The organism is Terriglobus aquaticus, assembly GCF_025685415.1.
Lineage (GTDB): Bacteria > Acidobacteriota > Terriglobia > Terriglobales > Acidobacteriaceae > Terriglobus > Terriglobus aquaticus.
In genome coordinates this window covers 573914-596797 of the sequence record NZ_JAGSYB010000001.1, presented here as the reverse complement: position 1 = coordinate 596797, position 22884 = coordinate 573914, and the positions used below count along the sequence as shown (strand labels likewise).

The following is a 22884-nucleotide window of genomic DNA, read 5'->3' as shown; positions in this document are numbered from 1 at the left end:
TCACTAAGGCAGAATGGCGCGGACGGTCGTCACAAAGGTGCCGCCACTGTAAGTTGCTGTAATCTTTTCCGGCACCACCGTTCCTGCGGCACCAATCGGCGGTGGAAAGACAAAGGTTTGGGAAGCGGAGCCGCCCTTCGGTGGAATGGAGCCGAAAGACACTGGAACCAAGCCTGAGATCCCGTTGACCGACAGGGATGTAACGGTTACATTCTGTGCCGTTCCGGTCCCGCTATTTACCAGGCTCACAGTCAACAGCAGCGATCCGTCAGCGGCCCTGCGCAGCGTGTTCTGGCTGACCAGTTGAACGGTACCGGTGACGGGAGGACTGATCACCAGCACTGCCGAGATGGAGCCTTGGTAATTGGCATCCACAACGCTGGCGGTGAATGGATACGAACCGGGCTGCGTTGGAGCCGAAGAGGATCCAGCATAGTTGAAAGCCACCGTAAGTCCTGCCGGAGTGGTGCTCGCGTTGGGGTTCACAGCACGCCCTGTGTATGGCTCGGTCAACCCAGACAGGCTGATGGAAGCAGGACCTTTCTGAACCTGGAAGGTAGCCGCGCTGGACGCGGCGGCGTAGCTTCCGGATGCAGCCTGGTTCGCAGCAACCGTTACCGGACCGGCGCCAGTGAGCGTGAGCACGTTGCCGGTCACGGCTGCTGGCCCGGAGACGATGTTGTACGTGATCGCGCCGGGTGAGTTGGACGACGCGGCAAGCGTAAATGGGGCGTCGTCGAACTGGTGATCGACAATCGTCAGCGCCAAAGCAGGTGCGATCGGTGCGAGTATTGTCACCGGCAACAGAGCCTTGGTAACGATTGCGCCGTTCAGGTGCATCTGGAGCTTGACGTAAGTTGTGCCTGCCTGTGCCGTGGTCAGGGTTACGTCTCCGTACAGAGAGTTCGGATTCAGAGAATGGGACGGGTTGGAAGAATCACCCGCGACATAAGTAAGGTTTGAGATCGATACGCCGGCACCGCCCGGAGGAATCGCTGCTTCGGTCAGCACACTCGCAGCGTCGGCGGGCGGCCCGGATTCTACTTGCCCCAGAAACCGGTGGGTGTAGGTCCCTGGCTGCGTCAGCTGCAGCGCTGCAGGGATCAGGCGGACAGGACACGTCGGCGTTATAGGACCAGAGAAGTTCGCTGCTCCCCGGGCATAGACGGTCGATTCGCTGGTGCCCAGATGCCACGTCTCTGCCGTTGCGAATGGCACGGAGATCAGAACAGCATCCGGGTGAAAGCCTGGATAGTAGGTCAATGGTTGAGTCGTAATGTCGAGTGGTTGGAAGTAGTTACTGGACCCGTCGGGACGGTACGCCACAGGCGCACTGCCAGCGTTGAAGTAGGTAAAATGTGCGATTACCTGTGCATCGTCGGGCGTGTTGGCGTACTCCACGCATTGTGCAATTGGGGTGACCTTGGAGGCTTGAGCAGTTGCAAGAGGCGAAAGGCCAAGCAACGCGAAGCTCGTCAGAAGCGCCCACCGGGGGAAGCGCGAAGGTCTGAATTTCGTGCGTAAGGCAATCATGAACGCTCCATCCGGAGCCAGGAATACCGGCCCGGTAAGTGGGTGAGGTAGAACTCGGGAGAGGTGCTTCCGGAACTCGGGTTCGCCATCTTCGGCAAGTTTCACTGCTGCACGGTGACAAGACCCTCGACGATGGGAAGGCCCTTGACACTGAGTTGCACGTCCAACGCGATGGTAGTGCCGGGGGCGGCCGCGGTGACGGTGATATCGCCATAGATCGAGTTGGGGTTCAACCACTGCCCGGGGTTGGCGCTGTCAGCGGGAATATAGGTCAGGTTGGACACGGTCACGTTCGCAGTCGCCAGCGGGACGCCAATGAGCACGTACGTCGTATCGGCATCAATCGCTGGCCCGGATTGCACCTGGCCCAGGTACTGGTGCGGGTACGTGCCGGGCTGGCTCAATTGCAGGGAGGCCGGGATGAGGCGAGCAGGACACGTGGGACTCACAGCTTGCGTTTGCGACGCTTGCGTACCGCTGAAGACGGTCGCTTCGTCGGTTCCCAGGTGCCACGTCTCTGCCGTCCCGAACGGCACCAGTACTGTCAACGCGTCCGGGTGGAACCCTGGGTAGTAAGTGAGGGGCTGCGTCGTGACGTCGAGGGGCTGCAGGTAGTTGCTCGACCCGTCCGGACGGTACACATGAGAGGAACTGTCGGAGTTGAAATAGGAAAAGTGACCCACATACTGTCCCGATCCGGGGACATTGGAGTACTCCACACATTGGCCTACGGGGTGGACGGGAGAAAGTTGCGCCTCTGCTGACGCGGCGTGGAACAGAGCGGTCAGGCCTAGGCAAAGCCCGATGCCAAGGAATTGTCGGGATTTGAGTTTCAATTTTGAGGCGTTCATGCTTCTCCATCTGGCCTTTGGATAAGCCCAGGTTGTAAGAGGATTTTTCGGGAAGGCGGCTGCCCTGAGAGGTCCACCGACATTCGGACCATAAAGCTAAAACGGCGCAAAGTGCAGCAAATAAGCCTCAAAGTTGTGCATTTGAGAAGTCTCAAGGGCCCCGAAGGGCACTTTCCTTTTGAATTCCATCGAGTCGTAAGTGAAATCTGAAGGGCTCTCATAACGAGCCGAGCATGGAACGGCTGAGGGTGATTACGGTCCGGTTACAACATCTGGAGTGAACGGGATGTCAGCTGCCTTCAAACTCCTACGCCCGCGGGTGAGCATTTCACCCGACCGGAGCATTTCACCCGACGGAGGGACCGGGAGAGAAAGGGACGGAAGACCTCCTTCGCTCCGGAGAAGCCATCCCCCGTGATGCCCTTCTGACCGCAAGAAGCAGCCCAGTTCCGTGTCACACGCGTAGGGTGCTGACCAACGCCGGCAAAGCGGGCGTTTGCTGGCGCCGACTGGGGTAGTAGCGAAAAAAAGCCAGGGAATGCGCCTAACACCGGTCCTGAAGCACTCGGAGAAGCGTCCCTCCTAGCGGACCTTCTCCTACACAGGTACGGACCTGTTGGATAAAAGGAAGGATGACCCGGTTCTACACCTCAGTCGACGGCGCCGATCCGCTGTCCGCAAGCAGCTGATAGCTCTCGTCCGAAGAGAGCTACGAATCACCTTGGTGCAGCTACGCAACTATTCACTTCAGACGCCAGACCTTACGGGCGCCTTTGACAGCCGGCCGGACACTCGACCCATCTGCGACAATGGCGGAGAAGCAATCCTGCTATCGGATCGGGATCTGATGAGCGTGCAAAAGCGCAACAATGTAACTGTTGTTGGTTCAGGCGAACGGACATTAATGTTCGCGCATGGCTACGGGTGCGACCAGAGCATGTGGAGACATGTCGTACCGGCGTTCTCAGAGTATCGGGTTGTGCTCTTCGACTATGTCGGATCCGGGAACTCAGATGTTTCCGCGTTCGAACAAACGCGCTATAGCACGCTCAAGGGGTACGCCGCTGACGTTCTTGAGATCATCGACGAGCTCAAGCTGAAGAAGGTGAACTTCGTGGGGCACTCCGTCAGCTCAATGATCGGTGCGCTAGCCGCCATCGAGAACCCATCCAAATTTGAGTCTCTGACTATGATTGGTCCTTCCCCCTGCTATATCCATGACGCGGACTATGTTGGCGGGTTCGATCGAGCGGACATCGAGGCACTTTTGGAATCTCTCGAAAGCAATCAAACCGCATGGTCGGCATCTATGGCTCCCGCCATCATGGGGCAAGAGAACGGCCCAGAACTCTCGGGCGAACTGGAGGCAAGTTTTTGCCGGATGGACCCGTTCCTGGCTCATCATTTCGCACGAGTGACCTTCCTGTCAGATAACCGGGCTGATCTTCCAAAGGTTTCTGTCAGGACGCTCATTCTCCAGTGCAAAAAGGATGTGATTGCCGGACTGCAGGTGGGACAATACGTCCACCAGTGTCTGCCGAACAGCCAATTCGTCCTGATGGATGCGACCGGTCACTGCCCGCACATGAGTGCCCCAGAGAAGGTGACGAACGCCCTAAAGAGCTTTCTTCAAGCGGAAGAAACAGCTCTCAGTTGCATCTAGCGGTCGAGTTCTTCGAAAACTCCCCCTGCGCTCAGGCGCTATTGGACATAGATGGGCTGGTTCGTTCCGCTAACCGAAGCTTCTGGACATTGACCGGAGGGGAGGATGCCGCAGCCTCCGAGTTCCACATTCAACAGGCCCTCACCAGAGGGGCGGCGATGTTCTATGAGAGCCAGTTGGTTCCTACGCTTCTTCAGCGTGGGAAGGTGGAGGGCATCTCGCTGGAGTTGAGACTGCCTTCAGCGCAGCAAATCCCGGTCTTTGCCAACGCTGTCCTCCATCGTGGGGCAGACGGCCATCCAGATGGGATATTCCTCACTCTCTTCGATGCCACGCAGCGCAGACTCTACGAGAAGGAACTACTCAGAGCTCGTAAGGAGGCGGAGCGCCTTTCCGAAGTGGTGCGCCGATCATCTGACGCTATCCTCCGATTTGGCCCTGATGGAACGATCCAGAGCTGGAATGAGGGAGCCATCCGCATCTTTGGCTGGTCGTCCGCAGAGGTGCTGGGACGTTCCATCAGCTCGCTGATGGACGATGGTGCGGCAACGGCAATGCAGGATGCGATGGCGCTCCTCGGTAGTGGGACGCAGGTGGTCAGAGACTTCGCTGGCGTCAGAAAAGACGGCTCAACTCTCGACCTTTCAGTAAGTCTCACGCCTCACCTAGAGGCGCCGGGAACTTTAGTCGCATTCTCCGCGATCATCCGGGACGTGACATTGCTCAAGGCGTCCGAGCGAGCTCTCCTGCAGAATGAGAAACTAGCTTCGGTTGGTCGTATGGCGAGTTCCATCGCTCATGAGATCAACAACCCACTTGAAGCGGTTACGAACCTCCTGTACATCCTGCAATCTCACCCCCTCCCGGCCGAAAGCCTAGAGCTTGTCACGATGGCACAAGAGGAGTTGGCGAGAGTGTCGCAGATCGCTACGCAGACTCTCCGTTTTTACAAGCAGAGCAGCAGCCGCGTACCCGTCGATGTAGAAACGCTCGTTCAATCAGTGCTCGCGTTGTACCGGTCGCGGTTCGCCAATGCTGGCATAACCGCAAGCAGCGACTGCAAGAGAGCCTCTCCCTTTCGCTGCTTCGATGGAGAGATCCGTCAGATCATCGTCAATCTTGTCGCGAATGCCTTTGACGCGATGAAGTCCGGAGGCACGCTGACCATTCGCTGCCGTGACACGATACTGTTCTCCGGTAGCCGCCCTGAATTGCGCATCACGATTGCTGACACGGGGACCGGCATGGATTCCTCTACGCTTCGCCGGCTGTTCGAGCCGTTCTTTACGACCAAGGGGATCGGTGGTACTGGATTGGGCATGTGGATCACACAGGATCTGGTGAATAAGAACGCAGGACGGGTTCGTGTGCGAAGCAGTGTCAAACCGGAGAAGCGCGGAACTGTGTTCGTACTGACGTTTCCTCATTGAGGCGTGTAGGAAACAGCAGAAAGTTATGGATTTCGCTGCGCTGTCCAGCAGAGATCTTTGCGTACTCCACTCCAAGTTGCCACCTGCCAGTCGGGCGGTTGAAGGGCGCGTTCAGAGTAGCGCGGAGTGTTCGGAAATATTTTCGTAAGGGTGAAGTGATTCGTGACGCTTCGTCGCTATAGGGGTAGATCAACAAATCTTCCCTGGAGTTCTCGATGCGCCTTCCCCTTCGCCTCGGGCGCCTGCTCGGTGCTGCCCCGCTTTTGCTGCTGGCAGCAGCTTTGCCAGCGCATGCCATGCCGGTGACCTACACATTGTCAGGGCTGTTCAGCGGATCGCTGAATGGATTGACCTTCAGCGACACGCCAGCGACCTTTACCTTGAGCGGCTCTGACACAAGCGCCGTCTCGACCACCGACAACGCATTCTTCTTCAACACTGCGGGCGATGCTACGTTTCAGCTTGGCTCCGCAGCGATCGCGCGCATCCTGAGCCCGACCTTTGGCGTGGAGAGTGAGTACGGCGCAGCCAGTTTTCAGGACAGCGTCACCAGCTTTGCCGCGGGCGAGTTCAATGAACTGACCTCGTACAACGTGCTGGGCGAATACGGATCCACGATGGGCTCGTTTGTGTCGTACGGCACACAGGCGCAGCAAACGTCAGCCGGCGCGCTGATCCTGACTGGGGCCAAAGGCGATGTGACATTTACGGTTGCGGCGCCGGCCCTTGCAGCAATGCCGGAACCGAACAGCATCGTGCTGACCACGACTGGCCTGCTGGGCGCGGCTGGTGCGTTGCGCCGTCGGTTGCGTTTGCGCGCTACCGCTTAAGCTCCACCCCTAACCCAATTGCTTTGCCAAACCATCAAGGAGAAATTCCATGACGCTCTCGTTTGCTCGTTTTTCGTTTCTGTTCTGCGCCGCTACGGCCGCTGCCACGGTGTCAGCCGGGGCACAGACCACCACCAGCAATGTGATTACCTCCTGCGTGTCGAAGCTGACAGCGGTGTCGCGCATTGTGCCTTCGGCTGCAAGCTGCAATCCCAACACGGAGACGGTGACTTACTGGAACCAGACGGGTCCGCAGGGGCCGACCGGACCCCAGGGACCGCAAGGTGTTGCCGGGCCGGCTGGGCCGACCGGACCTCAAGGATCACAAGGGGTTGCCGGACCGAGTGGGCCCACTGGACCCACCGGACCAAAAGGTGCCACGGGCGACACGCTGGTGCCGGTGGTGACCTGGTTTACCTCGCAGGCGAGCGTGGGTGAATTGGGCACGGTAGACCTTTACCAGACCTGCCCAGTGAACTCGGTGCTTGTAGGCACCGGCTGCGGCTCTCGCGACTATGACTCTGAGGATTTGCATGAACTGGTTGTGTCGGCCGTCGGTCCTGACACAAACCCGGGAAATGCCTCCAGCGGTACGGGTGTCATCACGATGACGTGCAAGGTATACAACAACGGATCCGCGGACATTTTTAACATCGATAGTCATTACGCCGTTTACAGTGCTGGCTGCCTCTCGACTGCTACTGCCGCAAGTGCCAGCGATACTGCGAGCGCAAAGGTATATCGCATGTGCTCGTATGACCCTGACACACAGCAGCCTTGCACCAAGTCGGATGCGGTCGTGACTTCCCCTTCCGCGGCGCTGACGGCCAAGCCGAGTGAGGAGGAGGTCGCCGCATTGAAGGTGCAGGCCCAGACTGCGAAGGCAGCACGCGCCGCAGCCGTCTCGGCTGGGCAGCCCGCGCCGGCGCCGGTGAAGCACAAGAAGGTCACCCTCTGGTTTGAGGACTGATCTTTTCGACTGCGGTGAGCGTGAGGGCGGCCATGCAAATTCTGGTCGCTCTCGCCTTCCCATTGCGCTCCGTTGTGCAGCAGACGGCTGGATAATGGCTGCATGGCGGAAGCAATTACCTGTCTTTTAGGACGTTGGCGAGAGGGCGATCGCGCGGCACTGGATGAGCTAATGCCGCTGATGTACGGCCAAATGCGAGCGCTCGCGGGAAGTATGCTGCGAAACGAGAGCGGGTCGCATACGCTGAGCGCCACAGCCATGGTGAACGAGCTGTATCTGCGCTTGGCAGATGGGCCCGCGCCGGTGAACGATCGGGCGCATTTTGCAGCGCTGGCGGCAACGGTGTTGCGGCACATTCTGCTGGACTGGGCGCGCGGCAAGAAGCGAGACAAGCGTGGCGGTGGCGCAATTCACGAGACGCTGAAGGAGAACTCGGCGGCGCTGGAGGCCGATGCAGAGACGATCCTGGAGATCAATCGGCTGCTGGACCGGCTGAATGAAGTGGATGAGCGCAAGGTGAAGGTAGTTGAGATGGTGTTTTTCGGCGGCATGACCTACGACGAAACAGCGGAGGTGCTGGGCATCTCGGCCGTGACTGTGCATCGTGAATTGCGCATGGCAAAGGCATGGATGCGGTCTGAGCTGGAACGCGCGCCTGAGGCGGTGCCAGCGCCTTGAACGCGGCGCGCTGGAACCGGCTGCAAGATCTGGCCGAGGGAGCGGCGGCGCTTCCAACTCACGAGCGTGCGGCGTGGCTCGCACAACAGTGTGCCGATAGCAGCGAAGATGCCGAGCTTTGCGCAGAAGCGGAGCGCATGGCGAATGCATTGAGCGAGCCGGACCTGGAGATGGAAGAGGCGGTGCTGAACGCAGCACGGCATGCGGCTGTGTTCTCCTCGCATGGCGCTGGCGATCGCATTGGGGCCTATCGGATCCTGGACATGATCGGCCATGGCGGCATGGGCGTGGTCTACCGGGCGGAACGTGCGGACGGTGCCTTTGACCAGGTGGTCGCGCTGAAAGTCGTTGGCGCTGGGCTAGGCGCGGGCGAGGCGCTGCTGAACCGTTTTCGGACCGAACGCCAGGTGTTGGCGGCGCTTGCACATCCGCATATTGCTCGCCTGCTGGATGGTGGACTGACGCCGGCAGGGCTGCCGTACCTGGTGCTGGAGTACATCGAGGGCGAGAACCTGCTGGCCTATGCGCGCTCGCATGCGCTTAGCGTAGAGGCGCGGCTGGCACTGTTTGCGCAGGTTTGCGCGGCAGTGGAGTATGCCCACGGCAACCTGATTGTGCACCGGGACCTGAAGCCCGGCAATGTTCTGGTTACCGCGGATGGCGACGCGAAGCTGTTGGATTTCGGCATTGCAAAGTTGCTGGAGGACGGTCGCGACGCCAACATGACCATGGTGGCGGAGCGAATGATGACGCCGGAGTATGCGAGCCCCGAACAGGTACGGGGTGGACGCATCACGACGGCCACAGATGTGTGGGGCTTGGGCGTGCTGCTGTATGAGCTGCTGACCGAGCAGACGCCGTTTTCGCTTACAGGAAGAAGCCCGGCCGAAGCCGAGCGCCTTGTGTGCGAGACAGCGCCGCCGCCTCCAAGCGAACGCTCGGGTTCTGCCGGGTTCAAGGTAGATCGTGACCTGGACCGCATTGTGCTGAAAGCGATGCACCGCGAACCGGAGCGTCGCTACGGCTCTGCGGCTGCGCTGGCGGACGATCTGTTGCGGTTCCGCCAAGGGTTCCCTGTGCTGGCCCGACCGGACTCTGCGCGGTATCGGGCAGCGAAGTTCATTCGACGCAATCGCGCCTGGGTTGCAGCGGCCGCGCTGTTCGCCGTGACCGTAATTGCGCTGGGCGCGTTGCTGGTGGTGCAGGCACGACGCGCGCAGAGAGAAGCAGCCTCGGCCGATGCTGTCTCGCAATACCTGATCAGCCTGTTCAATAGCGCGCAGCCAGACAGCACGCAAGGACGAAGCACCAGCGCACGCGAACTGCTGGACACCGGGGTCGTTCAACTCGACACTGCGTGGAAGGGCGATCTGACCGCCAAGGCTCGACTGCTGAGCACCCTGGGGAGCGTGTATTTCCAGCTTGGATCGCTGCCCGAAGCCAAGCGGCTGTTCCGGCAGGCGAAGGCGATTTATCTCGCGCTGCCGGCGCATGACCCGGCAGCAATCGCAGACGTACTGAACAGCCTGGGTGAAGCTGAGCTGGAAGATGGCGACTATCAGGACTCCTTGCGCGATTACAGCGAGGCCGTGAATCTGTTTAGCCGCTACCGCCCGGAGAGTTCAGAACTGGCGGACAGCATGGATGGATTGTCAGGCATCCTCTGGGAGATGGGCGACTTTGCCGGCTCGGAGAAGTATCACCTTGCGTCCATTGCGATGGCTTCGCGGGTGATCGGTCCGGATGCGCCCATGACGCTGGTCGACAAGAACAACCTGTCGGTGTTGTATCTGGACATGGGGCGCTTCCGAGAGGCGGAGCGCATCGATCGTGAGGTGCTGGCCACGCGGCGGCGCATCTTCGGAGAGCGCAACTCTCACACAGCCAGCAGTACGGACCATCTTGGCGTAGTGCTGGAGCACGAAGGGCGATTTCGCGAAGCATTGCCGCTGCTGACCCATGCGCTTGAGCTTCGACGCGAATTGTATGGAGAACAACACCCGAAGATAGCCAGCTCCTTGTTGCACCTGAGCCACTATTACCGCGACACCGATGACCCGGCGAAGGCTGAACCGTTCGCTCGCGAAGGGCTTCGCATGTACCGCAAGGTCGCCGCGGAGGGAAACCTGGAGGTAGCTGCTGCCGAGGACGAACTGGGCCTGACGTTGTTGGCTCAGCAACGGTTGGACGAAGCAGCCACCCACCTGAATCTTGCGTTTGATTTAAGGCGCGCTCAATGCATGGAACATCACGCACTGCTGAGCCAGAGTGAGGAGCAGCTGGGTGAACTGTTGTTAGCGGAAGGAAAGCGTGCGCAGGCTCTGCGGGAGACGCGCAATGCAATGGCAGAGACTCGGCTTGCGTATCCGCAGCAGAACATCTGGTGGGCCGCGGGGTATATCAATCTGGGCGCGGCGCTTGCGGCAAATGGCGATGCTGCGGACGCTTCGAATGCGTACCGCAATGCACTCACGATTGCGCGGACGAACTTCGGCGACGCGGCCCATCCTGTGACTGCCGATGCAGAAGAAGGCTTGGGCGTGGTCGCGCTTCAGCAGGGCGACCACGCCGAGGGCCAGACGATGGCTGCAAGCTGCCCTGGCGATGCGAGAGGCATGGGCGGAACCCGGCAACCCGGCGCTGCAGCGGATCCGACGCAATCTTGCTCGTTGCAAATAACCTAATCAGGCCTGTGCTGTCACAAGAAACATAGGCCCGGCCACCCGCTAAACGGGCGATAGGGCCGGGCCGCGGCCAGCACACTTCGCGGTTGGGAAACTGACGCGCGACACAGCTCATGGCGCACCTCGACATGACACCTTCAGCAGGACTTAAGTTGCCGCGTGCAAGCTACAACTATGTCCGGAGATGAAGTGCAGCTCAAGCGGCACGTGGAGGAACGTAATCTCTGCATCCTCTACGGCGATCATGACGACTGCCCATATCAGGAAAGTGATGATGACGGCAACGTGACTTTGTGCAATTGCTCCTGTCATCTTTACCCCGACGATCTCAGGCAGCAGTGAGGTGATTTTGACTTTCGTAGGCAAATGCGGCCTTGGAGCACGGTGGGGCGCGGCTGTCATCGTGACTGGTGCCTCGATGTTGGCGGGTGCCCAGGCGAACCTGGGCCTGAACAGCACGGTGCAGGATCAGTCAGGCGCGCTCGTGCCGAATGCGCGCTTGATGCTGTTGAAAGACGGCAAGACGGTGCAGCAAGTGCGGTCCGACACTGCCGGTCGCGTCCGCTTCAGCAACCTGCGCGCCGGCCGGTACACTCTCTCCGCTCAGGCCGAAGGCTTTGACAGCACCCAGCAGCAGGTGAGTCTCCCCTATCCGGGCGAGTCGCTGCGGATCGTGCTCAAGGTATCGTCCGTCGTGACCGATGTGATCGTGTCAGCGGGCGACCAGCAGTTGCAAGTGACCACAGACCCGGAGAGCAACCAGAACGCCGTAGAACTGGACCGCGACGCGCTCGATCGGCTGCCAGTGTTCGACGCGGACTACATTACAACGCTGACCCGCTTCCTGAACACGGACGCCACCGGCACAAACGGAGTATCGCTGGTAGTGAATGGCATGGAGTCCAACGGTCCCGGCGTCTCCGCATCCGGCATCCAGAGCGTTCGCATCAATCAGAATCCGTACACAGCAGCGTATGCAGCACCCGGTCGGGCCCGGCTTGAGATTACAACAAAGGGCGGCACCGACCAGTTTCACGGCTCGGCCAACTTTCTGTACCGGAACTCGCTCTTCGACGCGCGCGAGCCCTTCAGCGCCAGCAAGCCACCGCAGGAGCGCATTTACTTTGAAGGCGCGCTGACCGGCCCGCTTGGCCCAGGCAAAAAGTCGACGTTCCTGCTGACCGGCAATCACGATAGCAATCACCAGCAGGCCATTGTGGTGGCCGCTACGCCGACCGGCCAAGTGCAGACGAACGTCACCAACCCCACCACGCATGACTTCTATTCCGCCCGTGCCTTCCACACCTTCCGCGGATCGGACCAGCTTTGGATCGGCTACTCCTACGAGCGCCGTGTGGTGCAAAACGCGGGCGTGGGCGGTACGGTCCTGCCTGAAGCGGGCATCGACACGCACACATTCGAGCACGAAATTAACGTTGGCTACTCCGCCGTGCTCTCGCCAAGGATGCTGAACCAGTTGCGCTTCCTTGTGGGTAAGGCGGACAACCGCACCGACAGCATCACTGCACTACCGCAGACGGTCGTCTCCGGCGCCTTTACCGGTGGTGGCGCGCAAGCCAGCCTGCACCGAACTGAGAACCACTTCGATGGCGCGGACGTATTAACCCTGACTCAGGGCAAGCACGAGTTGAAGTTCGGCATCGACGTACCAGACATCAGCCGCCGCGCCTACGATGACTACACCAATGCGCAAGGAACCTACACCTTTGCAAGCCTTGCCGACTACGTTGCGGGCAGGCCGTCACTCTTTGTGGTGCAGCAGGGACAGCCACGGGCCACATTCTGGGAGAAGGTCGTCGCAGGCTACATGGAAGACACGTTCCGCGTGCGACCCAACCTGTCGATCTCCGCCGGCCTGCGGTACTACTTCCAGAACTACTTCCACGACGACCCCAACAATCTGGCGCCGCGAGCCAGCTTTGCGTACGCGCCCTCCACCCGCGGCCACATCATCCTGCGCGGTGGCGCGGGCATGTTCTATGACCGTTCCGGGCCTCAGCCCATCTCGGATCTCTTGCACTACAACGGTGTCACGCTCCGGCGCTATATCGTAACGCCCGCTGCCTACCCTTTCCCTGTCACAGAACTGCAGGGTTTACCCACTAGCGTAGTGCGGCTTGATCCGGCCACTCGCATCCCCTCCACATTGCAGTACAGCTTTGGTGTGGAGGATCAGCTGACACGGCAGAGTACGCTTTCTGCAACCTACGTCGGCACGCGCGGCATGCACCTGTTTCGGTCAGTGGACGGTAACGCACCGGTCGGCTTGAACTCCATCGTGCGGCCGAACCCAACCCTGGGGCAGGAACGCCTGTTGCAGTCGGAGGGGTACCTGAAAGCGGACTCGCTTGAGGTGAGTTTTCGCGGTCGGCCTACACCGTACTTCTCCGGGCAGGCGCAGTACACGTTGAGCAAGACCTATACCAACACGCAGGGCATCCTTTACTTTCCCGCCGACAGCTACAACCCAAACGGCGATTGGGCACGCTCCGACAACGACCGCCGTCACAAGTTTGACCTGCTTGGTACGGTGACCATGAAGACATGGCTCTCCGTGGGATCGGCACTCTCTGTCTACAGCGGCCGCCCGGTCAATGTGACCACCGGTAGTGACGATAACCATGACGGCGTGGTAGTGGACCGCCCACTCGGCCTCGCACGCAACACCCTTCACGGCCCCGGCTACTTGAACCTCGACTTAAATGGCACGCATGACTTCCGGTTGGGAAGAGACAAAAAGTCGCCGGTGCTCTCAGTGTCGCTTAACTCGTTCAACGTGCTGAACCACCTGAATCCACTAACTTACGTGGGCGTGATTACATCACCGTTCTTCGCGCGCCCTGTTACAGCGCAGCCCGGACGGCGGATGCAACTCAACCTGCAGTTCAAGTTCTGAGGCGGTTAATCGTTACTCGACAAGGCCGATGCCCGTCTTGCGACTAGCAGAAGCGCCATGCTAGATGCGAAGAGCACGCCCGCACACACGAGACCTCGCTGAGCAATCAGGTTCACTGCTGTATCTACATACGTGTCGAGGCCGAACAGCCGCTCGGCAATCCACAGAGCGGAGGCAAGGCAGGCGAACGCCGCTCCGGCTATGCGGAAGGCAGAATAGGCACGCGTGCGGCTCAGGATGAGCAACGAAGGCAGAACCACTGCAACAACCAGCAGTTGCATCGTTTCGATCCCCAGGTTAAACGCTAGTATCCCGGCAAGTCGATCCCATCGAGATAGCCCGAGCCGATCCAGCGTCGAAGCGAAGGCTAGTCCATGGATCAACCCAAAGAAGGCAGCGATCCAGGCCTCTTTTCCGGGAAAGATTGGCCGCAAACCATGTACGGCCGAAACCAGGATCGAAACGGCGATGAGCACTTCGACGGGGCGGCTGGGTACATGAACGACGTTCATCGCAGCCACCGTTAACGTCAACGAATGACCAATGGTGAACGCCGTAACAATGCCGAGAATATGGCGCAAGCTTTGGCGCTCGGTCGCCGGTGCAGCCCAACGCGAGCCGACAGCCAACAGCGGCGCAGGCAGCAGGAGCGCAAGCAGGAACAGCAGGTGGTCTGTGCCCTCCGCAATGTGGCGCAATCCCAGGTGGAAAAGGCTGGAAAGTTGCAAGTCACTCCACCAGGCGCGTATACCCGACCTCGTGCTCGATTGGCCCACCCTCCCCATTTGTTGGAAGTGGAGTTCGTAAACCGACTGCCGTGGATTTCTTTCCTGGTCCACGATGCGAAGAGTCCGCTCCTGCGGCACTTCCACATTCATCAGGTACACCGAAGACTCGTTCAGATGCCGGTTCGTAAGGACGAGGGTACGATCCGTTGCCGTGCTCGAAGTCAGATCGACGTGATACTCAAGACGGATTTCCCCAAGGCCATCGTGAAGTTGCGGCGCCTCTGGAATGACCCACGAGTCGAGTCGTGGCTTCACACCCTGTCCATCAATCGAGAGGGACAGATCCCCGAGAACCCTATCCGCATACGCGCGCTTCTCTTTCTCGGAAAACACACCATCGTGGTTGGTATCGATCATCGCGATAACGGAGGGCGCGACCATAACCCCCGGGATCAAGCGCATCGATGCGTGCATCTGATTCAACTGCAAGGAGACGATGGTGGCCTGCAGATATTCATCGATGCGATGCGCCCATGCGGTGCCTCCCACAAGCAGAGAACAGAGAGCGGCAACAAACGCGAACTTTCGCCTCATGGCCTCACAAGCGCGCTTCCGTAGTCATTCGTCGGATCGCGATACATCGTATGAACGTGGTTCCCGGGTTCATCACTTTGCGGGGCGTATTCAATGACCAGATGTGGACCTTGTATGCGGTAATACGCTGTGATATTCGTTCCAACCTCTGCGTCCGTTGGTCCGCTCCACGCAAAGTAAGTGTCCTTCAAGTCGGCCTTCATCTGGTTCATGCGCGTTGCTGCATAGGGTTCGGTCAGGATGCCGGTCCACTCCCCAATGACGTCCAGCAGCATGGCCTGTTGCTTCGCGTTCATGCTCAAAGCCTTCAGGCCTTCAGGTTGAATCTTCTTTCCGTCCTGTCCTGGCCCAAGTACCAGATCGGCGACCTGATACGTGAGCACCGCCTGCTTGCGCTGCGACTCGTCCAAAGCCTTGAAGAGTGCGAGAGCTTTATCGCTTTCCCGTCCGACAGGCCGGATCGTCTTACCATTAAGCTTGAAAAGCGCCGGCTGTGCTCCGGTCAACGTAGGAGTCAGCACGCCTTGGCTCCCGGCGACCGTGATGTTCAGGGCGAGATGATGTCCTCCGAACTGCAGCATCCACGGCTGCGTCGCAGAAGGTGCTCCGAGGAACGAGATGTAGTACAGATCAGAACCAAACAGATCACCTCCAGGTGGCCGACCTCCCGGACCCGGACCTCGCCCACCGAACTGTGGCGGCGGGCCGCCCTGTCCGCCCGGTGGTGGTCCCTGCGGCCGCGGTCCACCGCCTCCAGGCCCGCGCTTTGACCCGTTCGCCTTGAAGTCATCATCCGCCTGGCGGATCTCCTCAACCTTCTCAACTCCCATCGGGCTCAGCACGGTGCCTAACAGCGTCATCACAGCCTGCTGCTGCGCAGCAGACATCGATTTCAAGTTGATGCCGCCACGTGCAATCACTCCAGTCGGGAAATTCGACCACCTAGCTCGTTGCGTCGAGTCGTCAAAGGCGTACATCACTTTCTTCTTCTGTTCTGCCGTCAGCGTCGCCAGAAAGTCATTGGCTGCATGCACGACGGCTTCGGTCGAGTTCTTCTGTTGCGCGTTTACAAATACAGAAGCGCAGAGTGCCGCAACAGCCACCAGACAAGCGATTCGTTTCATTTTGCCCCCGTAAGCTTCACACCGTAGTCGTTCGTTGATCGCGAGATCGCATGAACGTGCATCGTCGGGTCGCCGCCGAGCCCTTCTACTTCTCGTTGTTCTTCTGTCTTCCGATCTCGCATTCCCGTTATCGCTGCATTTCCGCATCGTCATCCATGCGCATTTCTACAATGTCCAATTGCCCAGATCGTAGCGTGGTCGCAGCAAGAGGCGTTTTCCTGCGGAAGCCAAATACCGCGTCGGGAGTGATGATCCCACGTATTCAAGGTGCCTCCGCGAGCTCTAGTGAGTAAAGCCTGACGTGGTTATCCCCTCTTCCATAAGCCCGATGTTGTCCACCATGCGGATGCGGCCGTCGAGGATCTTGAAAACTTCATTGATCTGCATGCGACGCGTGCTGTTGCCGTAGAACAGCACCGCATACCCTATGACGATGCCGCGCTCGGGATCGACTACAGCAATGCGTGTTTCCGTTGCTGGTCCCCAGGGCTTTGGACCAAGATTGCTTTCGTAGCAGCCGTCGTCCCCCGTGCCGGCCTCGATGCCATTTCTGCCATTGTGCGTAATGCGGTTACCGCTATGGAAGCGATCGCAACGCGCGTCATAATCAGCTTCTACAGGCTTGTGATCCGTAAGGCCTTGGAAGTAGCGAGTGATGATTGCTGCTAGTTGAGCGCGAGTGGACCGCTCGTTTTCGGGCACAACAGTGAGGAAGAACGGGTCGTATGGAATCAGGTTCTTGGCGTTTACCCGAGGTCCATCATCGAAGTTGATCTCGACTTCCGTGATCTTGCCATCAACCACCTTCAGACGCGATCCGATGTAGACCATCTTCCCGGCGTTGGTCTCCGCTGCCACATGCTCAACGACATTGCCCAGCAAAGGATCGGCGTACACGCCCTCGGAACGAATCGCCTTCACACCGTACCAGCGGCTCTCCGGGAGAGTGATGCTCTTTGTGTTTTCCCGTATCTGCACATCCGCAGAGAGGTCTAGCTTGTCCGGTGTGTGCGCGAGCATCGCCCCATTGAAGAGCTTGGCTGTTTGCAGCAGGCACGCCCGGTCGCAGGACGCTGCCGAGGCGGGAAGAGCCGAACCCATGCACAGCAGCGCGCTCCAAACGATCGTCTTCTTCTTCATCCTGCCTTCGCTCCCTTAGTGACCTGCGAGGTCGTCTTCCTGTGGATCGCTCATCGGTGTCAAAGCGCCTTCAAGGTTTCGGCCACAATCTCGGCCAGAGTCGCCGTTTTGTGGCCAATCAAGTGGCTCAGCGTATGGGAGTTGTCATCCAGCTCGCCGTTGGCAGCTTTGGCTTCTGCATCGGCGATGATGTGTGCAAGTGACGGCGGCAGGACGCTGGCAAGTATCTTCTCGTAATCAGATTCGGGCAGGTCGTGGTAGCCGATCGTCTTGCCGGTCTGCTTACTCACCTCCGCGGCCAGCTCCTCGCGCGTGAAAGCCACGTCGCTTGCCAATTCATAAGCCTTGTTCTCGTGTCCCGGGCCGGTCAGGCTGGCAACAGCCGCCTCTGCGTACTCTGCACGGCTGGCAGCGGCGAATCGGCCTCCCTTGGAAGCACCGATGAACGCGCCCTGTTCGAGTGCGGGGGCCACCCCTGCCGTGATGTTCTCGGCGTACCAGCCGTTCCGCAGCAGCACGAAAGGAATGCCGCTCGCCTGCAGATACTTCTCGGTCTCAAGATGCTCGGTTGCCAGCTGCAGGGTTGAGGTGTCCGCGTGTAGGAGGCTGGTGTATGCCAGCAAGCGGACACCGGCCGACTTCGCAGCATCAATCACGGCTTTGTGTTGCGGGACACGCTGCCCGATCTCCGTTCCGGAGATGAGCAGGACCTTGGTCGCATCTTTCAGAGCAGGTTTCAGTGTTTCAGGTTTGGAATAGTCAGCTTCGCGGACTGCGACACCCTTAGCGGCAAGAGCGCTCGCCTTCTCGGGCGTACGGACGGCGGCAACAATCTGATTGGCGGGAACAGTCCTCAGCAGACCTTCGATGACAAGGGTTCCAAGCTGTCCATTGGCAGCGGTTACGACGATCATGATCTTCTCCTACCGCTAGCTAGGGCGGCACCACAATCAGAATAGCCAGGGGGCTTACCTTGCGTAAGTACGTACCTAGAGGTAAGCTCTGTCCATGCCGTGGCCCAAGAGCATGAAGACCGTTCGCATACGTCAGGGAAACCTGTTTGCAGCCGACTGTCCGACGCGCAACATCCTGGACGATGTCACTTCGCGCTGGGGGGCGCTCGTGCTGGTGCTCCTGCTCAAGGAAAGCTGCTATCGCTTCAGCGAACTCGCTTACCTTATCGGAGGTGTGAGCGAGAAGATGCTCGCCCAAACTCTCCGGGCCCTGGAGGAAGACGGGTTCGTGTTGCGCAAGGTTCACCCGACGAAACCGCCCAAAGTGGAGTACAGCCTAACCCCACTTGGCAAAGAAGTCGCGGAGCGGATGCAGGCACTCACCTCCTACATCGAGGCAAACGTCGGCAAAGTTCTCGCCCACCGGGCAAGTACAGCGAAGCTGATGGCCTAGAAACCGCGGGGGAGGGGTGCTGCTGCTCCACGGTATACTTCTCTGTTTCCGAAGCGCGGGCGTCCATCATGTCATTCATCGCGATCGCAGAGCGTAGCCGACAAGGAGGGAGAGAATCGCGTAGCCTTCGCTAGCCCTTCACGGCCGCGCGATCGGGAACAGCAAGCAGTCCCCTTGCCTGCTCCTTCATGAGCCAGTTCCCAACACGGGTTCCCTGCTGCCGCACATTCGAAGCATCGGTAAGGCTCGAAGCTTCCTCCCGAACGGAACGAAGCCCTGCGGTCCAACATGATGATGGAGAAGATCATCCGGCCCGCCGCCCAACGTGCTTACGTCACAGAGCTCGTCGGCTTGCACACTTCCGGCATTCAAAAGTGGATGATGTTCTGTGATGTTGAAGTATTTGGCTTTCTTGCTGGGGTGCCACTAACCTACTCGTTCCGAGTGACTTAGTGGCGGGGACGACGGGGCTCGAACCCGCGACCTCTGCCGTGACAGTGAACCGGAAAACTGTAACTAGCTGAAACAATGCGTAGCGGATGGCCCGTTTTAGCGCTATTGGGAACAGCAAGGAACAGTTATTGGACCCTTATCGGACCCGTGGGTCCAAACCCACGACCTCTGCCCTAAACCACTGCTTCAACGCGGCAGAGCTGTGGTCAAAAACGCTCCGCGAATGCTTCGATTGGTTGCGTTTGCTACGAATAGAAGCCATAATAAGACGAGGTTAAAACCGTGCCGGAAGCCCTTCTGACCCAGATTTTACCCACGCCGTCCGAGGCCAAGCAGGCCGAGGAAACCAGCCGTCTACTCTCCTCCCGGCTTCGCTCGAAAACCCCGCTTCGCCTCCGGGTCGTCGGAGCACCCGAAGATGAGACGGTCGTTCTCCCCGCTTCCGCCCTCAAGATGCTGGTCGGAATCCTCGACGAAATGGGACGCGGAAACACGGTCACGGTTATCCCGGTCCACGCCGAATTGACGACCCAGGAGGCAGCCGACATGCTCAGCATCTCGCGCCCTTCCCTGATCCAAATGTTGGACGAAGGCAAGATCGAATACCGCAAAGTTGGCACCCATCGCAGGGTGCGTTTCGAGTCCCTCATGGCGTACAAACGGAAAGCCCACGCCGAGCGGCTTGCCGCTCTCAGTGAACTTGTTGCTTACGACCAGGAGATCGGGATCTGATTCGTGGCGACACTCGGGGCCTTCTTCGACGCCAATGTCCTCTACCCTGCGGGGCTGCGGAACTTCCTCATGTACCTGGCATTGACGGGAACCTTTCGTGCCCACTGGTCTGCCGAAGTGCATGAGGAATGGATGTGCAATCTCCTTGAGAATCGACCCGACATCACGCTCGACAAGTTGGAGCGCACGCGGCGCCTGATGGAGCAAGCGTTGCCGGATGCCATGGTATTCGGATACGAACACCACACTGAAACCTTGTGCCTGTCGGATCGCGACGATCGGCACGTCCTCGCCGCCGCAATTCACTCCGATTCGAGCTTGATCGTCACGCTGAACCTGGCGGACTTTCCATCTGATGTCCTTGCCGCTTTCGACATCGAAGCCCAGCATCCGGATGACTTTGTTCTGGCCCTGTTTGAGGCTTTCCCCGGTCTCGTCCTAGAAGCAGCAATAGCCCACCGCGCTAGTCTCAAAAACCCACCCAAAAATCGAGACGAGTACCTTGATGACCTTCGACAGCAAGGTCTGTGCAAGAGCGTGGACGCGATGCGCGAGCATATCAGAGATGGATTGTCCGACCTCTGACCAAACATCAGCTTCTCGTTCGAACAGCGCTAGTTGCATTTAGGCGGGATGAGCCGAGCGCTTCGCCAAAATCCGCAAGGTGATCCAATATGGAGTGAATCTGAGGCCGCATATCCTCGGTGAAATCGTATTCGACATGGCGGACTGACCCGCCCAGATCCCTTCGAAGCACTAACCCAGCGTCTTCCAACTCCCGCAAATTCTCCGCCAGCACTTTCTTTGAGGCGTGCCGAAGTTCGCGCCTCAGTTGCCCTAGGCGGACGGGACCGGTCCGTATAGCGCAAAGGATGTGGATCTTCCATTTGCCTTGGACGAGGTGAACGGTATCGGTACACGAGCGGCAGTAATCCTCTGGAGTGTGGCTCATGCGTGGCCCTCGGCGTATGACCCTGTCTTTCAGGTGTCGTCGCCCTTCATCACTGGGCAAGTCTTTGGGTGCATAAAAACTAATCTGCAGATCCGTTGCCCTACTGACAGAGACGTTCGCGCCATGAAAACCGGTTGCAGTGCCGCGGAACATTCGAAGTTCCCAAACCTCCCCGATTCGATGAAACACACGTATAGCGGGTGAAAGTTCAGTAAGACACAACGGGGACTAAACCCTTAGAAGTAGAAAACTGGCAGGCGCTGAGGGAGTGGGTTTTACTTCGGCGTCCCGATCGAATTGCCAACTCCAATGGGATGTTCGATGATGGAGTCGGGACGGTCACGCGCCGTCCTGGGGTGTGGAAACCCCTAACAGAGTAAATCGCGCTTATGAGCGCGATGGATTCCCTTGCCTTTGCGGTCGGGGAGCCTGAGACGTATGTCCAGGCCCCTAAAGCTAAAGGTCTCAGGAACCGTACTCTGTTCGGTTTTCCAACTCCCCGATCACGGGTTTATAGGGCAGTTTGCGGGGGCGCACCGCAGACGTTTCTTCCCCGAATGAGTTGGATGGGCCTCCGTTGATCTCGGGACAGATACAGGCAAGACTCGATCGATCCGCAACACGTATCGAATTCCCGAGTTTTATCCGCGCGAGCGACATCCTCTTCCGATACGCTTTTACGCGGACAGTTGCGAGGCTTGAGGATGGGCGGTAACTACCTCCTAGATTTTCACCATCATGAAGAAGGAAGCCTTCCGCTCCCCCCGAAGTGCACCATATCAATCGATTGCTATGACTCATCGGACATTCGGGATGCAATCGCATCCTCGATCGAGCAGTCGCTGTATGCGCTTGCACTGTCGGGTATGGACTTGCGCTCTCTCGATGGCGTCACCGTTACGAGCGACGCACGGAAGGCTGCTTGCGATTTGCAGGATTTGCCCGCCGGAGCCATCCCTCTTGAGATGACCGAGCAACCCGAGACAATGGAACTTGCTCGGACGGTTGCTGTACAGCGTGGAGACGAGTTCCGCTTTCACATCGTTCTGCGACCTGGACTCGGTCTGATGACTTTATCTACAAAGCCCGAAGAGCAGGCGCTGGCTTGCGGGTGTATCGCCCACGAAGCGGCGCACGTCGAACATGAAGGGCTCCTCTACAAGACCTTTCCTGATGTATACGGTCATGCGCTTGACTGCGGAGATCGCTCCCGCCAGTCCTTCATCAAGTCGCTGGATGTCTGGAGTGAATACGCGGCCTGCCGGTCCTCGGCGCAGTTTCGGGCCGAGGCGATGGAGGACTTCGACCGGGCATTCTGCGTAGCGCTCCAACAGAGTCTCTCTTCTTCCCAGAAGTGGATTGAGCGATTCCGGGATGGAGGGAATGCGGCGGAAACCTTTCGAGAAATCCAACAGGTCTTTGGCGACACCTTCATTTGCGCAGGTTACCTGCTCGGGCACCTTCACGGGTTGGAGATGCACGGAATGGAGCAAGCCCCGGGCGCTCGACAGTTGTTGACAAAGAATCCCCCTATTGCGGAACTGATCTCCCGATTGGAAAGAGTGTTGCAGGAACTTTGGCTCTCCGAGTTTGGGTGGGATTCACTCGAAGTGTTTGCACCGATATACGATTTGCTCTGCGAGATGATGGCTCTGTACGGGATGGCGTTTGCGCGGCGAGGGGATGAGTGGCGGATCGTCATGAGCGATGAGGCCGCGAAAACTCCCGCCCTGAGAGATTTTCTTTTGGCAAAGGTCAGAGAGGAATCTGGACCGATCGCGTCAAGCCCCGCGAAAAAGAACGTTGATTCAGAAGACTGAACCGGCTTTAGAGCCGCTGTCAAATCTGCGATATACGATTCCGACCTGTTGAACGGGCACCTCGGACTGAGTCTTCCACCTCGTACAATCTGAGAGTGCGTCGCCTTATGCAATTCGGAACGATGATGCTGCTTCTGGCAGCGTTCGTCATCCCATTGTTCGAGTTCTTCGACCGCTGGGACGCACCTGGCCTCGGCAATGACACGGAGATGGGCGTCTTCTTCCTGGTACTAGTTCTTTGTCTTGTCCTGCTAGTATGCAGGCTCATTGCCGCATCGTCCGGGCGTCTTTCGTGGATAACAACACTGCTGCCACGGTGGGAGCAAACGTTTCGAATCATTGACCGGCTCTTTTCGAAGATCGCCTTTATCCCTCCGC

General features: G+C 58.8%; 18 protein-coding genes. 11 read left to right on the top strand and 7 right to left on the bottom strand.

Annotated elements, in window-relative coordinates:
• Positions 1-3 precede the first annotated feature (3 nt).
• Positions 4-1401, bottom strand: coding sequence for an MBG domain-containing protein (locus OHL12_RS02605; protein WP_263412284.1), 1398 nt, complete (start codon positions 1399-1401; stop codon positions 4-6).
• Between the two features lie 233 nt (positions 1402-1634).
• A complete protein-coding gene (locus OHL12_RS02600) occupies positions 1635-2384 on the bottom strand; it encodes a hypothetical protein (protein ID WP_263412283.1) in 750 nt (249 codons plus the stop codon).
• Between the two features lie 847 nt (positions 2385-3231).
• On the opposite strand from OHL12_RS02600, the gene OHL12_RS02595 reads away from it, so the two are divergent.
• The 7 genes from OHL12_RS02595 to OHL12_RS02565 all read left to right on the top strand — a co-directional run bounded on the left by OHL12_RS02595 (position 3232) and on the right by OHL12_RS02565 (position 13556).
• Positions 3232-4047 carry an alpha/beta fold hydrolase gene (locus OHL12_RS02595; protein WP_263412282.1) on the top strand — a complete coding sequence of 272 codons (816 nt, stop codon included), beginning with the start codon at positions 3232-3234 and terminating at the stop codon, positions 4045-4047.
• Positions 4038-5477 carry a PAS domain-containing sensor histidine kinase gene (locus OHL12_RS02590; protein WP_263412281.1) on the top strand — a complete coding sequence of 480 codons (1440 nt, stop codon included), beginning with the start codon at positions 4038-4040 and terminating at the stop codon, positions 5475-5477. Before OHL12_RS02595 ends, OHL12_RS02590 begins: the two co-directional genes overlap by 10 nt.
• A gap of 215 nt (positions 5478-5692) precedes the next feature.
• Positions 5693-6307, top strand: coding sequence for a PEP-CTERM sorting domain-containing protein (locus OHL12_RS02585; RefSeq protein WP_263412280.1), 615 nt, complete (start codon positions 5693-5695; stop codon positions 6305-6307).
• A 49-nt stretch (positions 6308-6356) separates the two neighbouring features.
• Entirely contained in the window at positions 6357-7277 is a 921-nt protein-coding gene (locus tag OHL12_RS02580) for a collagen-like protein (protein WP_263412279.1), read from the top strand.
• 102 nt (positions 7278-7379) lie between these two features.
• Positions 7380-7955, top strand: a complete 576-nt coding sequence (locus tag OHL12_RS02575) for an ECF-type sigma factor (RefSeq protein WP_263412278.1) — start codon at positions 7380-7382, stop codon at positions 7953-7955.
• Between the two features lie 137 nt (positions 7956-8092).
• Positions 8093-10639: a serine/threonine-protein kinase gene (locus OHL12_RS02570; protein WP_263412277.1), complete on the top strand. Its 2547-nt coding sequence runs from the start codon at positions 8093-8095 to the stop codon at positions 10637-10639.
• Between the two features lie 418 nt (positions 10640-11057).
• Positions 11058-13556 (top strand): TonB-dependent receptor, encoded by a 2499-nt coding sequence (locus OHL12_RS02565; protein WP_263412276.1) that lies wholly within the window; start codon positions 11058-11060, stop codon positions 13554-13556.
• A gap of 5 nt (positions 13557-13561) precedes the next feature.
• Here OHL12_RS02565 and OHL12_RS02560 read toward each other — a convergent pair whose 3' ends face one another.
• From OHL12_RS02560 to OHL12_RS02545, 4 genes are all read right to left on the bottom strand, one after another.
• Entirely contained in the window at positions 13562-14878 is a 1317-nt protein-coding gene (locus OHL12_RS02560) for a HupE/UreJ family protein (protein WP_263412275.1), read from the bottom strand.
• Positions 14875-16155, bottom strand: a complete 1281-nt coding sequence (locus OHL12_RS02555; RefSeq protein ID WP_263412274.1) for a DUF3500 domain-containing protein — start codon at positions 16153-16155, stop codon at positions 14875-14877. Before OHL12_RS02555 ends, OHL12_RS02560 begins: the two co-directional genes overlap by 4 nt.
• 129 nt (positions 16156-16284) lie before the next feature.
• Positions 16285-17142 (bottom strand): hypothetical protein, encoded by an 858-nt coding sequence (locus tag OHL12_RS02550; RefSeq protein ID WP_263412273.1) that lies wholly within the window; start codon positions 17140-17142, stop codon positions 16285-16287.
• Between the two features lie 59 nt (positions 17143-17201).
• Positions 17202-18056 (bottom strand): SDR family oxidoreductase, encoded by an 855-nt coding sequence (locus tag OHL12_RS02545; RefSeq protein ID WP_263412272.1) that lies wholly within the window; start codon positions 18054-18056, stop codon positions 17202-17204.
• A 94-nt stretch (positions 18057-18150) separates the two neighbouring features.
• Between OHL12_RS02545 and OHL12_RS02540 the strand changes: the two genes are divergently transcribed.
• From OHL12_RS02540 to OHL12_RS02530, 3 genes are all read left to right on the top strand, one after another.
• The gene (locus OHL12_RS02540; protein ID WP_263412271.1) at positions 18151-18549 is read left to right on the top strand and encodes a winged helix-turn-helix transcriptional regulator; all 399 of its coding nucleotides are present in this window, start codon (positions 18151-18153) and stop codon (positions 18547-18549) included.
• Positions 18550-19284: 735 nt separating this feature from the next.
• Positions 19285-19734, top strand: a complete 450-nt coding sequence (locus tag OHL12_RS02535) for a helix-turn-helix domain-containing protein (protein WP_263412270.1) — start codon at positions 19285-19287, stop codon at positions 19732-19734.
• Positions 19735-19737: 3 nt separating this feature from the next.
• On the top strand, positions 19738-20319 hold the full coding sequence (locus tag OHL12_RS02530; protein ID WP_263412269.1) for a PIN domain-containing protein: 582 nt from the start codon (positions 19738-19740) through the stop codon (positions 20317-20319).
• Positions 20320-20326: 7 nt separating this feature from the next.
• On the opposite strand, the gene OHL12_RS17360 is transcribed toward OHL12_RS02530, so the two are convergent.
• Positions 20327-20686: a winged helix-turn-helix transcriptional regulator gene (locus OHL12_RS17360; protein ID WP_399262161.1), complete on the bottom strand. Its 360-nt coding sequence runs from the start codon at positions 20684-20686 to the stop codon at positions 20327-20329.
• A 704-nt stretch (positions 20687-21390) separates the two neighbouring features.
• Here OHL12_RS17360 and OHL12_RS02525 point away from each other — a divergent pair.
• Complete coding sequence (locus OHL12_RS02525; RefSeq protein ID WP_263412268.1) at positions 21391-22506, top strand: hypothetical protein; 1116 nt, start codon at positions 21391-21393, stop codon at positions 22504-22506.
• The last annotated feature ends 378 nt before the right edge of the window (positions 22507-22884 follow it).

What these genes read in the sequence shown, in the direction of transcription:
- OHL12_RS02600 (WP_263412283.1), bottom strand. Translation starts at nt 2,384, where the DNA reads ATGAACGCCTCAAAATTGAAACTCAAATCCCGACAATTCCTTGGCATC.
- OHL12_RS17360 (WP_399262161.1), bottom strand. Translation starts at nt 20,686, where the DNA reads ATGAGCCACACTCCAGAGGATTACTGCCGCTCGTGTACCGATACCGTT.
- OHL12_RS02545 (WP_263412272.1), bottom strand. Translation starts at nt 18,056, where the DNA reads ATGATCGTCGTAACCGCTGCCAATGGACAGCTTGGAACCCTTGTCATC.
- OHL12_RS02595 (WP_263412282.1), top strand. Translation starts at nt 3,232, where the DNA reads ATGAGCGTGCAAAAGCGCAACAATGTAACTGTTGTTGGTTCAGGCGAA.
- OHL12_RS02585 (WP_263412280.1), top strand. Translation starts at nt 5,693, where the DNA reads ATGCGCCTTCCCCTTCGCCTCGGGCGCCTGCTCGGTGCTGCCCCGCTT.
- OHL12_RS02540 (WP_263412271.1), top strand. Translation starts at nt 18,151, where the DNA reads ATGCCGTGGCCCAAGAGCATGAAGACCGTTCGCATACGTCAGGGAAAC.
- OHL12_RS02560 (WP_263412275.1), bottom strand. Translation starts at nt 14,878, where the DNA reads ATGAGGCGAAAGTTCGCGTTTGTTGCCGCTCTCTGTTCTCTGCTTGTG.
- OHL12_RS02525 (WP_263412268.1), top strand. Translation starts at nt 21,391, where the DNA reads ATGGGCGGTAACTACCTCCTAGATTTTCACCATCATGAAGAAGGAAGC.
- OHL12_RS02580 (WP_263412279.1), top strand. Translation starts at nt 6,357, where the DNA reads ATGACGCTCTCGTTTGCTCGTTTTTCGTTTCTGTTCTGCGCCGCTACG.
- OHL12_RS02575 (WP_263412278.1), top strand. Translation starts at nt 7,380, where the DNA reads ATGGCGGAAGCAATTACCTGTCTTTTAGGACGTTGGCGAGAGGGCGAT.
- OHL12_RS02565 (WP_263412276.1), top strand. Translation starts at nt 11,058, where the DNA reads ATGTTGGCGGGTGCCCAGGCGAACCTGGGCCTGAACAGCACGGTGCAG.
- OHL12_RS02555 (WP_263412274.1), bottom strand. Translation starts at nt 16,155, where the DNA reads ATGACGATGCGGAAATGCAGCGATAACGGGAATGCGAGATCGGAAGAC.
- OHL12_RS02550 (WP_263412273.1), bottom strand. Translation starts at nt 17,142, where the DNA reads ATGAAGAAGAAGACGATCGTTTGGAGCGCGCTGCTGTGCATGGGTTCG.
- OHL12_RS02570 (WP_263412277.1), top strand. Translation starts at nt 8,093, where the DNA reads ATGGCGAATGCATTGAGCGAGCCGGACCTGGAGATGGAAGAGGCGGTG.